The sequence below is a fragment of the Brevibacillus reuszeri genome, from assembly GCF_001187725.1.
GTDB classification, from domain to species: domain Bacteria; phylum Bacillota; class Bacilli; order Brevibacillales; family Brevibacillaceae; genus Brevibacillus; species Brevibacillus reuszeri.
The window spans coordinates 402,565-415,623 of record NZ_LGIQ01000002.1 but is presented as its reverse complement, the minus strand read 5'-3'; the positions used below and the strand labels follow the sequence as shown (position 1 = coordinate 415,623).

Sequence of the window (13,059 nt, the reverse complement as noted above, 5' to 3'; positions counted from 1 at the left end):
ACCATTCTGTGTGGAAAGTGGGAAAAAAACATGATCAAAATATGAAAAAAGTATGACCATCGCATCGCTATCAACGATTCGAACACTTAGCTCGTTTGGCGAATAGCTGTTATGGTCGGTAGCCATACGGTAAACGTGCTTCCGTGTCCCGGCGAACTTTCCACACTCCATTTGCCATCGTGCAATTCTACGAGCTCTTTGACGATTGCAAGTCCCAAGCCTGTCCCTTTATTATTTTTGGAACGTCCGCGATCCACCTTGAAGAAACGCTCCCAAATCCGATTTAAATCATCAGCGGCTATTCCGATCCCGGTATCAACCACCTGGATTCGCACCCAATTATCCTCGCTCTCGGCGATCAGGCGAATCTCTCCCTTTTCCGTAAACTTCACAGCATTTTTCACGAAGTTTTTCAGAATTTGTGCGACCCGATCTTTATCAGCATAAATTTTCGGCAGCTCGTCTGCCAGCTCAACCGCAATCTGCAAGCCCTTTTCTTCTGCCTCTGCCCGAAAAGAAAAAGCTACCTTGTTTATGACTTCCCCCACATTAACAGGGAACTTGGCGAGGTTAACCTCGTTATTCTCCAGCTTCATCAGGTCCATCAGGTCATCAACCAGGCGGTTTACCTGCATCGTCTCCGAGTACATCACCGCGTAATACTTTTGCCGAGCCTCCTCCTCTTCCACGAGCCCATCCTGCAATGCCTCCAGGAAGCCCTGGATCGCCGTCAATGGCGTACGCAATTCATGGGACACATTGGCGAGAAAATCATTACGCACCTGCTCGAGATGATGCCGCTCTTGCTCCACCTTCTCCAGCTTTTCTGCCATCGTATTAATGGTATGAGCCAGGTCTCCGATCTCGTCAGAGGTGTCGACCTTGACGCGTTCGACGTAATTTCCTCTGCCAATCTCGGCGGCCGTTCGCTCAATGGTTCTGAGCGGTCTGGAAATCGACCAGGACAAATACGAAACCATCGCGGTCGACAACACGACACCGAATAACGTCGCCCACAAAATCGATTCACGCATGTGACCAAAGGTTCGCTCGATTCCTTCAATTGGGGCGTGCAAAATGATCCCGCCGTACACATTCTCCCCTTTGCCCCATGGCACAGAGACAGAGAGCATCGGGTCTTCCAAGCCTTCGATTTGCAGCTCGGTCACGGCGCTTTTTCCTTTTAACACACTATCGGCAATCGAAACAGCAACAGACTTTCCAGTAAACACTTCGTCCTTCATCGAGGTTGCGACAATTTTTCCGTTCTCATTGAACAGCCAGATGCGCGTATCAAATGATTCATCCAGCATCGCGAGCTTGTCCAGCAGCTGCTTGTTGATCTTGTTGCTGTCATAGATGGCGGTATTCACTTTTTTTGCGAGGCGAAGCAGCTCTTCCTGCTTCGTATTGTAGATGTACTCCTTGGCAAAAAAGGACAGTAAAATTCCCGAGATCCCGAGGCCGACCAATACGGTAGCGAGGAAGCTAAATAACAGGCGACGAAAGATGCTTTTCGACATCCCGAGCATCAGTCATCCACCCCAAATTTGTAGCCAATCCCCCATACCGTGTGAATGCATTCATACGGAAGCTTATCCAGGCGCTGTCTGATTTTTTTAATATGCACATCAATTGTACGAGCGTCGCCAAAATAATCAAAACCCCACACCTGTTCCAGCAATTGCTCCCGTGACAAAACACTGCCCGGAGATTTTGCCAACTGAACAAGCAAATCAAACTCTTTGGGACGAAAGCTGACCTTTTCTCCGGCAGCCATGATCTCGCGCTTATCCAAATCTATCGTTAACTGGTCAAACACTAGCGGACGGAGCACTTCTTCCTCGACTTTTACCTTTGGCTGCATTCGACGCAGGATCGCTCGTATTCTCGCTACCAGCTCGCGCGGACTGAACGGCTTAGTCACATAATCATCTGCCCCCAGCTCCAGACCGAGCACACGGTCAAACTCCTCATCCTTTGCAGTCAGCATAATAATTGGTGTATCCCATTTTTTGCGAATTTCGCGACATACCTCAAAACCATCCATTTGGGGCATCATGACATCTAAAATCACTACATCCGGCATTTCCTTTTCCATCACCTCGAGAGCTTCCCGTCCATCTGTAGCGACAACAAGGTCGATCATTTGCTTTTCGAAATAAAGGCGAATAATTTCGCGCACGTTTGGATCGTCATCAGCTACCAGGACCTTTGTTTGGGCCATAGCCAATAACCTCCCTTCATGATGGAACAGCATCTCTCTATCCTATGTGCAGTCCCATACGCTAAACTTTTTCCTATGGTAACATAGATCGCCCAGCTTGTGGACGGATAGAAGTCCTATCCGGCTGGGACTAGATGGAAAAAGGCGTGCCTGAACCCTGCTCGAGTTCGCACGCCCACTTTGTTTGTTTTCCCGAAAATGATGCCTTACAGATTGCCTGCCTTTTCCTGATAAAGCTCTTGCTTCGTCTGCTTGCTAGGCCACAGACTTCCCCAAAGGAAGCCCAGCAAAGCACCAGCAATCGCAGGAAGCAGCCAGCCAATCCCCTCTTTTTGCAGCGGCAAATGCTTGTAAATCGAGGTGATCGCCTCGATAGAAAGTCCCATAGAAGAAAGACCGTCCACCAAGCTGATCAATGCTGTTGCCACGATTGCACCCACGTAAACAGCTCTGTATCCCCGGAACAATTTGTGGAAAAACGCTAGCAGCATCAGGACAATCGCCAGCGGATAAATGGCCATCAGCACTGGAACGGAAATCGCAATCAGCTGTGTGAGTCCAATATTCGCTACACCTGCGCTGAATATACATAAAATTGCAGCCATCGTTTTATACGAAATCCCAGGAATACGGTCTGAAAAGAAACGACTGCACGCAGTGACAAGTCCCACAGACGTTGTTAGGCAGGCTAGTGTTACCGCAACACCGAGCAGCATTGAACCAAACGGACCGAACAAATGCTGAACAATCGCAGTCAAAATTTGTCCTCCGTTTTCGGATTGACCGAGTGCAAAGCTGTTAGCTCCCATGTAACCAAGAGCCAAATAGACAAGTCCCAAGCCGCAAGCAGCAATAACAGCCGCTTTGATCGTCGACCAGGTCACTTTTTTACGTTCCGTTACCCCTTGGTTTTGAATCGCTGCTGTCACAACAATCCCGAATATCATCGCAGCCAGAGCATCCAAGGTCAGGTAGCCTTCCAAAAAGCCTTTGAAAAACGCTGATTCCTTATAAACGCCAGTCGGTTCTCCCATGCCACCCATTGGCTGGAACAGCGACTGCACGAACATGAGTCCAATAATAATGAGCAAAGCAGGCGTCAATACTTTCCCGATCCGATCGACCAGCTTGGTAGGATTCAGACAGAGCCAGAATGTTAAGACAAAATAGACAACTGTAGTGAGAAAGAGTGGTACCCAGCTCCCTTTCATCGCTTCTGGTAAAAAGGGCAAAACCCCCATTTCAAACGTAACGGTCCCTGTACGGGGAATCGCCAGAAACGGTCCAATTGCCAAATAAACGATAAACGTAAAAATAACAGCAAAAACAGGATGTACACGACTTGCCAACGTTTGCAAATTGCCACCGCTCAAGCTAACAGCGATAACCCCTAGCAAAGGCAAGCCTACCCCTGTAGTAATAAATCCGAGCATTGCTAGCCATACGTTCGAACCTGCTGCTTGTCCTAAAGCAGGTGGAAAAATCATATTGCCCGCACCAAAGAACAAGGCGAATAGCATGAGTCCCACAGTAATGGTTTCTCTAGTTGTTAGACCTCTCATGTGTCTCCCCTTAATATTATTTATTTAAATAAAATTTTCATAAGTATAACTTAAATTTTCAGCTGGTATCAACCTTATTTTATTTCAAACTGGATTAATTATTGGTAACACAGTGGGGCTCTTATCAGCTTTTTTTAAAACGGATAGGACAGGAAAAACGCGGGAAGGTCTCCCCGCGTTAAAATTATGGATCTTCTATTGCCAACGGTACCAAACCTCGCCATTGCCATCGTTTCAAAAGCATTTCGTTCATTCTTTTTCCGCAGCGATGAGTAAAAACATGGGTCTTCGCCATTCATCCTTCATGCTCGCATCCTGTTTCAACATTTCATCGGAAGGAACCGGCTCTTTGACAGCCTTCAAAGCAAAGCCAGCCCCAATCACGTCGTTCATATACGTGGAAATGGTTCGATGATACTTGATCACACGGTCAGTCAAAAAGGTCGTATCACGCACTCCCTCTTCCTGATAATGATCGACAGGCCAATGCAACCGGTTTCCCTTGTCATCGTAATGCCAATCCTGCTCGGCTCTTGCTGTAAAGAGAGGGTGCTCCACTGAAAAAATAAAGGCACCGCCTGGCTTTAGATATTCGTACACTTTTTGGCAGACTTCTGCAAACGATTCGACGTAATGGAGGGCAAGCGAGCTGATCACCAGATCAAATTGCGCCCTCTCAAACGAGATATCCTCAATGGACATGCGCACATAGGAAATCGCTGAATCGTCTGTCTGCTCACGAGCTTTTTGCAGCATCTTTTCAGAAATATCGACGCCAATGACTGTTCGTGCCTGCTGCTGGCGCGCATACAAGCAATGCCATCCGAACCCGCAGCCTAAATCGAGAACATCTTTATCCGTGAGCTCTGGCAGCAGGCCTCGCAGTACATGCCACTCACCTGCCGCTTCCAATCCTCTGACAGAGCGCTGCATTTGTTTATAGGCAGAAAAGAAATTCAAATCATCGTATTTATTTTGTTTCATCCAGCATACAGCTCCTATCCTCGGAACTTTCTTTCGTCATGTTCAGCTTAGTCCATCAAACGAGAAGGATACAGGACAAACATCATTCGGTATCAAAGTGGTCCGCGCTTCTGCTTGCGAATAATTCTGCGGATACTGTGCTCAGTCAAATAAAATTGCTGTGCAAGCTCCTTGACCAAGACTCCACTGTGGTATGCTCTTGCAATTTGCTGGTTGCGCTCCTCAATCAGCTTTTTTGAACCCGTGGAATCTCCCCATTGCTTTTTTAATTCTTCTTGAACAGGGATATATAAATAGCTTCCTTGTACATATCTTTGAATGTCACGTACCAGCTCTTCTGGCAGCAGCATTTGTGCATTTTGATATTTCATCCTCATTTGCTCCCAACTATATAGCATCGCTTGCGTATATAGAGAAGCAAAGAGCACCAGCTTTAGCAGTTGGAAATAGGCTCTGGGCAAAGCACAGCTGGAACTCTTTGCCGAGAGCCATCATCAGCTCTGCGTACTAGCACGATTATCATGCCGATCAACTCCTGAATCAGAATCAGTTATATTTGTTATAGCACGTTTCCCCGAAAAAAAAACACCCCCGGATTTTATCCATCCGAAGGTGTTTGGCCAAGCTGGCATCGCACTTTACTTTGTAAACATACCTTTCAGTACAAACTTCACGTTCGCCGGACTTTCTGCCAGACGACGCATGAAGTATCCGTACCAGTCATTACCGTATGGAACATAGACGCGCATTTTGTAGCCTTCGCGTGCCAGGTCAATTTGAGATTGGGTACGAATTCCGTACAGCATTTGGAATTCAAACTGGGTACGAGGTATGTTGTGTTCCTTTTCCAGCTGCTTCACAAAGTTGATAATGTTGTCATCATGTGTCGCAACAGCTGCATAGCCGCCGTTCAGCAAATGCTGCTTGATGATTTTTTTGTAGTTTTCATCTACGTCCGGCTTGTTTGGATAAGCTACTTCAGGCGACTCTTTGTAAGCGCCTTTTACCAGACGGAAATTTACCTTTTTGTCTTTGAGACTGTCGATATCATCGGAAGCCTTGTACAGGTATGCCTGAATAACGGTTCCCACGTTATCGTACTCTTCCAACAGCTCGTTGAGAATTTCCATAGTCACATGGTTATGCGCATAGTCTTCCATGTCAATCCGTACAAAAATGTTGCCCAAGTTTTTCGCAACATCCAATGTACGTCTCATGTTAGTCATGCACAGATCACGGCTAATATCCAGACCCATAGATGTCATTTTCAACGACAGGTTGCAGTTTACACCAGACGCATGAATCGCTTCCAATGTTTTGATGCAGTAATCAGCAGATTCATTTGCTTCCTCTACACTAAATACGAACTCTCCCAGGTGGTCGAGTGTGCAAACGAGTCCTTGCTCATTCAGCTTGCGTACGGCACTGATTGCTTCTTGGATGGTTGCTCCGGATACAAAACGACTAGCGCCAAAACGCAGACCCCATTTTTTCGCTGCTGCGTTCATGGTTTGGTTTTTGGATAAAAATAGAAAAAAGTCCTTCATAGCTTGTTCCATCGTTGACTGTCTCCTCCTCAACGTACTCTACTCCTTTATACCTAGCACAAATCGTGCCAACACACCTATATTCGCAATAGCATCGTTTTCAGCTTTTTGCTGTTTCAAAAGACAACATTTCCACTTCAACACATGTGTACATTCCGTGTCTATTCTTGTACACTTTTGATTAAGAATTGTTTATTCGCGACAAGAAAGGATGCTTCGTCTCTTTCTTGTTAGTTTGCATAGGACGTGATGGTTTGAAACCGTTATTTTCATTAGATAGCATAGTCTCTTCGATTGCGACCCCTGTCAATCCTGCCAAGATCAGGATACGCACTGGAGAAAAAGAAGGTGTGTGGATAGATGGAGAGCGGACGGTGAGGGTAATCGCTGTTCCTGAAACTGCGACCCTGGAGGAATCCACCAGACAGATTCGTTCCTTTCTGAATGACGATGCGATGCCCGCCTTGGTCACGATGAATGAAGATGGCGTCCCGACAGGCATCATTTCCTCTCACGACCTATTCGCCTCCTTTCTCACTCTGGTTCAAAATCAGTCTGTGCTGCTCGGCACTTTGATGGACACCATGAGCGAGGCCGTTACAATCGTCGACTCCCGCAATGTCGTACAGCATTGGAATAGAGCTGCCCAGACCATATATGAAATTGATCGTACCCAAGTCATCGGGACATCGCTGGATGAGCATTTTGCCAGTGAATCGATTCGCCTGCTCGATGCACTGCGGCAAGGAACCTCTGTTCAGCGCGTTTATCATATTCCACGCCCGGACAGTCATGTTTTGATTAATGCTGCTCCGATACGCTTGGATGGACGGATTATCGGCGCCATTTCTATTGAACAAGACATTACCGAGCTGGTCCGGCTCAATGAAGAGCTGGCACATACGACTGCGCACCTTCATAACCTGCAACAGGAAATGAGCCGTTTTCAAGCAGCAGATGATCCTTTTTATGCGATCAAAGGGCACTCCGCCTCGATTCAGTCTGCGATCAGCTCAGCCAAAAAAGTGGCACAAACCGATGCTACCGTGCTGATTTACGGAGAAAGTGGAGTAGGAAAGGAGCTATTCGCCAAAGCGATCCATCAGGCAAGCCGCCGTCGCGAAAAGCCGTTCATTGCCATTAACTGCGGGGCGATACCTGCTGCATTGTTTGAGAGTGAGCTATTCGGCTATCAGGGAGGGGCATTTACTGGTGCTGAGAAAAAAGGCAAGCCAGGAAAACTCGAGCTGGCACACGGAGGTACATTGTTTCTCGACGAAATCGGAGAATTGCCACTGGAGTTGCAAGTAAAGCTGCTGCGCGCCTTGCAGGAGCGACAATTTTACCGCGTTGGTGGAACTGAGCCGATATCTGTCAATACGCGCATCGTAGCTGCAACCAACCGTCAGCTTGAGCAGATGGTGTTTGAAGGGCGGTTCCGTGAAGACCTCTATTACAGGCTCAACGTATTTTCACTGGAGGTTCCGCCGCTACGTGAACGTCGCGAGGATTTGCCTGAGCTGGTACAAATATTTATCCATGAATACTCCGTAGCACATGAGCAGTCGGTTCCGCGGATCGCCCCCGAGGTGATGCAAGCCCTGTTTGATTACACCTGGCCCGGCAACATCCGGCAATTGCGCAATGTCATCGAGCGCCTGTCCATTCTTCAGGAAAATGGCGTCATCATGCCTGAGCATTTGCCTTCGGTGATTCGTTCCCACTCCAACGAGCCACGATTATCCGCACCTGTCTCAAAGAACACTGCTTTTTCACCTGCCTTCGCTGCCTCTCCATTGCCGCACAACTCATACGCACCTGAACCTGCCTCCTCAGAGCGCGAGCGGATCGTTGCAGCATTAGAACGCACATACGGAAATAAAAAGGCAGCAGCCGAGCTGCTCGGCATGTCGCGAGGAACCCTTTACAATAAAATGCGCAAATACAATATAAATGAAGGAGCATTCGGATGGGCTTGATTACTTGGTCAGATGATAAATATGAAGTCCAATACGCTGGGGAAACCCTCGTGCTGTTGCCGAAGGAATACGCACTGCTTCATTTTTTATATACGTGGAAAAATCGGACGTTTTCACGCGAAAATCTGCTGGATCGTGTCTGGGCATTAGAAGAACCGACAGACCGTACCGTCGACGACCACATCTATCGACTGCGTAAAAAGCTGCAAAAATGGTCGCATCTGCTGACGATTGATACCGTTCGCGGGGTAGGCTATCGTCTCACCTGGAAACAGCAGCCACAGCAAGCGCTTCAGCCCGATGTTCTAGGCCGCGGCTTCTCGGAAAGCATCCAAAAAATGCTGACCACCTACCACGGAATGGGAATGGGTGCTGCCATGCAGACTCTCTCCGCGAACCAGGAAGTGCTAGGGTTTCAAATGGACCCGTTTTATGCGATGTATATGCGCTTTATCACCGGCAATTTTGCTTGGTTTGTCGAGGACAAAACGGCTCCCATTGGGGATAAGCTGTTTTATCTTTTTCACCTGTACCACATGACAGAAATGGACTCTCGCAAAACCATTGACGTATTTAACGTAGTGGTCAAGCATCAGGACCAGATACCCGCTTCCTTTCAGGATGAGCTGCAAATCAATGCGATTGCCCTGTACGCTCAGGCTGGCGAATGGGAGCTCGCACGTCAACAAATAACCAAGGCCAAGCAGATCGTAGACAGATTGAATTCAGATAGCTTCACTTTATTTCTGCAAGCCGAACAAACAGTCCTCGCTATCCTCTCTGATCAAGTGGAAGAAGCAGAAGAGTTAATTCGCCGATCTAGTGAAATATTGCAGACGATCCCGATGCAGCGTGAGCTAGGCAGCTTTACCGTCATGCAAGGAATATGCTTGTATCGGCGCAACGAATTCGCCAAAGCCCGGAGGCTTTTGGATGAGGGCATCGAAGTCATTCGTGCGACCCACTTTGTCCCGCACTTGATTTATGCGGTACATAACATTTTGTTATTTTTCCGGTTTTTTGATTGTGATCAAGAATGGAAGAACAAATACCAGAAAATGTGGGACGCCTTTTCAGGAGAGTACCAATACGACTATTTAAAAAGGTCAATTCTGAACATCTTGCCCTCATCCATCTGATATACCTCTGACAATTCCCTCTTATGATCGGTAGTAACAGATCCGATGGAGGGATTTTTTTGTTAAAGGAAAACAAAACATTTCGCAAGCTCTTTATCGCCTATGGCCTCTCTACCCTCGGGGACTGGTTTGATTTCATTGCCGTTTCCATTCTCTTAGGCTACGTATGGCAGGCGGATCCGATGACAATGGCGATGTTGCCAATTGCTTATGCTGCTCCTGGAATTGTGCTCAGTCAGTTCGCCGGGGTGATGGCTGACCGCGTCCACAAGGTGCGCATGATGATCCTGATGGACTTGATCCAGGCGAGCCTGACACTGCTATTGCTCGCGATGCCAAATCCAGCTTGGTTTCTTGTGGTCATCGCACTGCGGTCATGCGCTTCTGTCTTCAACGATCCTGCCCAGCAGACGCTGACTCGTCAAATTGTGACGCCTGAGCAGCTGCTCAAAGCAACTTCATTAAATGGTGCCGTTTTTCAAATGGGGAAATTGATCGGTCCACTGCTTGGTGGAATGGTAGCAGCATTTTTTGCACCAGCTGTTTGCCTGATCGTGAACGCAGGAAGCTATCTGCTCTCTACGGCTTTTCTTTTGACCATCCGGCGCGTTGAGGATAACCTCCCCCGAACCCAGTCGCGGGATAAAGCGAAGGCGCTTCCCATTCGCCAAGCGTGGCAGGAAGGCTGGAGCGTCTTTTTACAAAACCGTATTTTGCTCTACAGTACTCTTTTTAGCATAGCTGCCATGATGGCAATCCAGTTGGCAGACGCGCAGTTTCCCGTTGTGTTCCGCGATAAAGTACCTGACAATCCGGAAATGGTCGGATACTCTGTGAGTGCGATCGGACTGGGGGCGCTTTTCACTGTCACCTGGTTGCAGCGCTTCAAGGAAATCCGCTCATACGGCTGGGTGCTCGGCGGTGGTGTCTTCTTGATCGGCATCGGCTTCTGTGCAATCGGAATTTACCAGCCAAGTCATGGCATGTACTGGATACTGCCCGCTTCCTTGATTGCCGGAATCGGTACTGGGCTTACCACAGTGGGAAGTAATTACCTGGTCCAAAAAGAAACCCCGCCAGAAGCGCTGGGAAGGGTCAGAGGCATTATCGGTTCGCTTACGAGTGCTACCTTTATTATCGCCCCACTCCTGGGAGGCTTATTGATGACGCTCCTGGGGCCAAGTGCCGCATTTTTGTGGGTCGGTCTTTTGATTACCTGCGTTGGGTCTGGCGCAATTATTCTGCAACGACTCATCTGGGGCAAGCCGAGGGCTACTGCTGCTGTTGTTTCGGAACAAGCCGGATGATCTTGTGCAAATGGAGGGTCGAGCACTAGACCGAGCAGCCCTTCCCTCTCCCTCACTGACAAAAGGAGTCGGGAATAATAGAAGTGACGAATCGGGCAACACAGCCTGCTCCTTGGCTCGCCTGAACATGATCGCAAAAGGAAAGCATATTGTCTTCCCCTCTGACATTAGTGAGGGGAACTTCGCTTTTCTGCTCCCTTTTTCTATTGTCGACAGCTCATCCGTCAATTAATTACCTAGGTAACTTTATAAAAAAACGAAAAGAAAACCTCAGCTGAGGCCTTCTCAAGGATGCTTTCTCATGGTGATCCTACGATCAAAGCGGCTTATCAATTTTGACTTGCCTGCGTTCTTCGATTTGCCGATGCAAGATATATTTGCGCAGATTGTGGAAGTGTCGTGCATTAATTCCTTTGATTGTACCACCAAATAAATAATGAGGGCCTTCGATACGCTCATGAATGATTTTCAGCTCTGCCTTGACCACTCCATCCGGGCGATTGCGTCCATACAATTCTACAGAAAAAACAAGCCCTTGTTCACAAGGAATCGGTTTGTCCGTCCGAAAAGCGAGTCCACCCAAGCTCAGGTTTACGAGATCAACCATATTGCTGTAGACAGAAAATAGCGAATCAGGCTCCTGGGTCGGATATTGAATCCAGCCCTTTACCTCCATATCAAACCGGGGATAGCGTCTGCGTTGCTCACGAAACTCCGTAGCGGTCGGCGAATGAAACAAAAATAGCCGATTCTGGTCTTTTGCCACTACGACCGCATCAAAATTACTAATCGTCTCATAATCAGCAGTCAGTAAACAGGGGAGCTGGTCTCCCACCGTCACATCCATCGGAGAAGAAAAGACTACTTCTATCAGGTCTCCTTCTTCGTAGGTTACTTTCCCTTCAAACATCCGATTATTCTTTTTGAATTGTAAAATGCTTTCCATCTGCGGTATCCACCACTTCGCACAATATTTTACCGGGTTTTCCGGAATCTTTCCCTTGATATTTTTCGCGGAAAATAAGGTATAATGGGAACATTGACAGATAGGAGGTTACAGACCGATGAATCGTTATCAAATGGTAACACTGGCTTTGGCATTTTGCGTAACCGCCTGTCTCATCGGAGTTGGCATTGCCATCGGGGAGAAAAGTCCCCTCGGTATCCTTGGTTGTATCGTAGTTGCCTTCTCATTGATGGGATTTGGCTTTTCGTACAAGCGCAAGCATATGCGCTAACCTCTTCTCCGTTATCGCCTTACAAGTAAGCTGTTCACATAAAACAGGACGGAAGGCAAGCCCTTTGCCTGTTTTAACAGTTGTTTGGCTATGGTATAAATGCGTGGCTGGCTGCGATTTACCTTGCGATCCGCCAGATAAAATGCAACTAGCCCGTCAACGATCATACGGTGAAATGCAGGATTTGGCAAGCGTCTAACGCTTGCCTTTGCTTGCTGAATGAAAAATTGCAAGCGTTCAGTCGCTTCATCCTCGGACGAATAGTAGCTGACAAAGTTTAAATCTCCACCTAGCCTGTCTTCCTCAAGATCAATCAAATAGTCGAGTAAAATGTGTAAACCACACATCCACGGAAAATAAGCCTCACTCACAACTTCAATCTGCTCTTCCTTCACTGTCAAATCCGTCGCCATACAAAACAGGGCAAAAATCCCGATCGTAGAGCCTGTCACAGCGGCGAATTCCTGCCATTGCAGATAGCTATACCTTTCCTTATGTATATCCCACCATGCGAAAAGCTCTTGCTCGCGCAGCTTTGGATCGATATGCTTATACACCTGCAGATCGCTATACAAACAGGAAAACTCCAGCACCTGAGTCATCACCTTATCGTAGGCAGGCAGTCGGGCTGCATACTTTTGACAGGTTTGGACGAGATTAGCGAGGAATCCACCATCATCCTTGTCCTCCCGATACAGGTAGTAATCCCGCAGTGGAGCACCAGGTGTCAACGCATCCTGCATGGATATGTGCAGCTGTCGGAAATCTTTTGGATCAAGCGATGTACTGCGATCACACAAGTTGTCCAGGTAATCGCTAATAGTTTGATAAGCAACGATCAAAGGCACGATTGTTTCTACGTGCCCAACGACCTGCGCTGCGTACACACATCCGCCTTGGCAATGAAACTTTTTGGAATCCATGCTGTCTTGTGCTTGCTTCCGTAGCTCCGGGTTGGGAATCGCCTGTGCCTTTTTATACCAGGCTGCAAACTCCCGCTCCAGCACAGGTTGAACATGGCGATAAACTCGGTATAGTAACTGCCACGGATTACGTAGTTCGCTCACTAGCTTCCC

The 13,059-nt window shown here is 47.7% G+C and carries 12 protein-coding genes; 4 read left to right on the top strand and 8 right to left on the bottom strand.

Going from position 1 to position 13,059, the window contains the following annotated elements; translation table 11 throughout:
* Positions 1 to 86 precede the first annotated feature (86 nt).
* The 6 genes from ADS79_RS02475 to ADS79_RS02450 form a co-directional block, all read right to left on the bottom strand.
* Positions 87 to 1,532, bottom strand: coding sequence for a sensor histidine kinase (locus tag ADS79_RS02475; RefSeq protein ID WP_049736819.1), 1,446 nt, complete (start codon positions 1,530 to 1,532; stop codon positions 87 to 89).
* Entirely contained in the window at positions 1,532 to 2,227 is a 696-nt protein-coding gene (locus tag ADS79_RS02470; RefSeq protein WP_049736818.1) for a response regulator transcription factor, read from the bottom strand. Before ADS79_RS02470 ends, ADS79_RS02475 begins: the two co-directional genes overlap by 1 nt.
* A 206-nt stretch (positions 2,228 to 2,433) precedes the next feature.
* Positions 2,434 to 3,789 (bottom strand): branched-chain amino acid transport system II carrier protein, encoded by a 1,356-nt coding sequence (gene brnQ, locus ADS79_RS02465; protein ID WP_049736817.1) that lies wholly within the window; start codon positions 3,787 to 3,789, stop codon positions 2,434 to 2,436.
* A 249-nt stretch (positions 3,790 to 4,038) separates the two neighbouring features.
* A complete protein-coding gene (locus ADS79_RS02460) occupies positions 4,039 to 4,773 on the bottom strand; it encodes a class I SAM-dependent methyltransferase (protein WP_049736816.1) in 735 nt (244 codons plus the stop codon).
* Between the two features lie 92 nt (positions 4,774 to 4,865).
* A complete protein-coding gene (locus tag ADS79_RS02455; RefSeq protein WP_049736815.1) occupies positions 4,866 to 5,144 on the bottom strand; it encodes a CD3324 family protein in 279 nt (92 codons plus the stop codon).
* Between the two features lie 267 nt (positions 5,145 to 5,411).
* Positions 5,412 to 6,332, bottom strand: coding sequence for a proline dehydrogenase family protein (locus tag ADS79_RS02450; protein ID WP_049736814.1), 921 nt, complete (start codon positions 6,330 to 6,332; stop codon positions 5,412 to 5,414).
* A gap of 242 nt (positions 6,333 to 6,574) precedes the next feature.
* Here ADS79_RS02450 and ADS79_RS02445 point away from each other — a divergent pair, with 242 nt between their 5' ends.
* From ADS79_RS02445 to ADS79_RS02435, 3 genes are read left to right on the top strand one after another with little or no spacing between them, the layout of a single operon-like run.
* On the top strand, positions 6,575 to 8,299 hold the full coding sequence (locus tag ADS79_RS02445) for a sigma-54 interaction domain-containing protein (RefSeq protein WP_049736813.1): 1,725 nt from the start codon (positions 6,575 to 6,577) through the stop codon (positions 8,297 to 8,299).
* Positions 8,290 to 9,438 (top strand): winged helix-turn-helix domain-containing protein, encoded by a 1,149-nt coding sequence (locus ADS79_RS02440; RefSeq protein ID WP_049736812.1) that lies wholly within the window; start codon positions 8,290 to 8,292, stop codon positions 9,436 to 9,438. Before ADS79_RS02445 ends, ADS79_RS02440 begins: the two co-directional genes overlap by 10 nt.
* 59 nt (positions 9,439 to 9,497) lie before the next feature.
* Positions 9,498 to 10,745, top strand: coding sequence for an MFS transporter (locus tag ADS79_RS02435; RefSeq protein WP_049736811.1), 1,248 nt, complete (start codon positions 9,498 to 9,500; stop codon positions 10,743 to 10,745).
* 316 nt (positions 10,746 to 11,061) lie between these two features.
* Here the strand turns inward: ADS79_RS02435 and ADS79_RS02430 are convergent, their stop codons facing one another.
* Positions 11,062 to 11,691, bottom strand: a complete 630-nt coding sequence (locus ADS79_RS02430; protein WP_049736810.1) for a PilZ domain-containing protein — start codon at positions 11,689 to 11,691, stop codon at positions 11,062 to 11,064.
* A gap of 118 nt (positions 11,692 to 11,809) precedes the next feature.
* Between ADS79_RS02430 and ADS79_RS35160 the strand changes: the two genes are divergently transcribed.
* On the top strand, positions 11,810 to 11,983 hold the full coding sequence (locus ADS79_RS35160; RefSeq protein WP_161807248.1) for a DUF5325 family protein: 174 nt from the start codon (positions 11,810 to 11,812) through the stop codon (positions 11,981 to 11,983).
* Positions 11,984 to 11,994: 11 nt separating this feature from the next.
* Here ADS79_RS35160 and ADS79_RS02425 read toward each other — a convergent pair whose 3' ends face one another.
* Entirely contained in the window at positions 11,995 to 13,050 is a 1,056-nt protein-coding gene (locus ADS79_RS02425) for a tetraprenyl-beta-curcumene synthase family protein (RefSeq protein ID WP_049736809.1), read from the bottom strand.
* Positions 13,051 to 13,059: the final 9 nt, after the last annotated feature.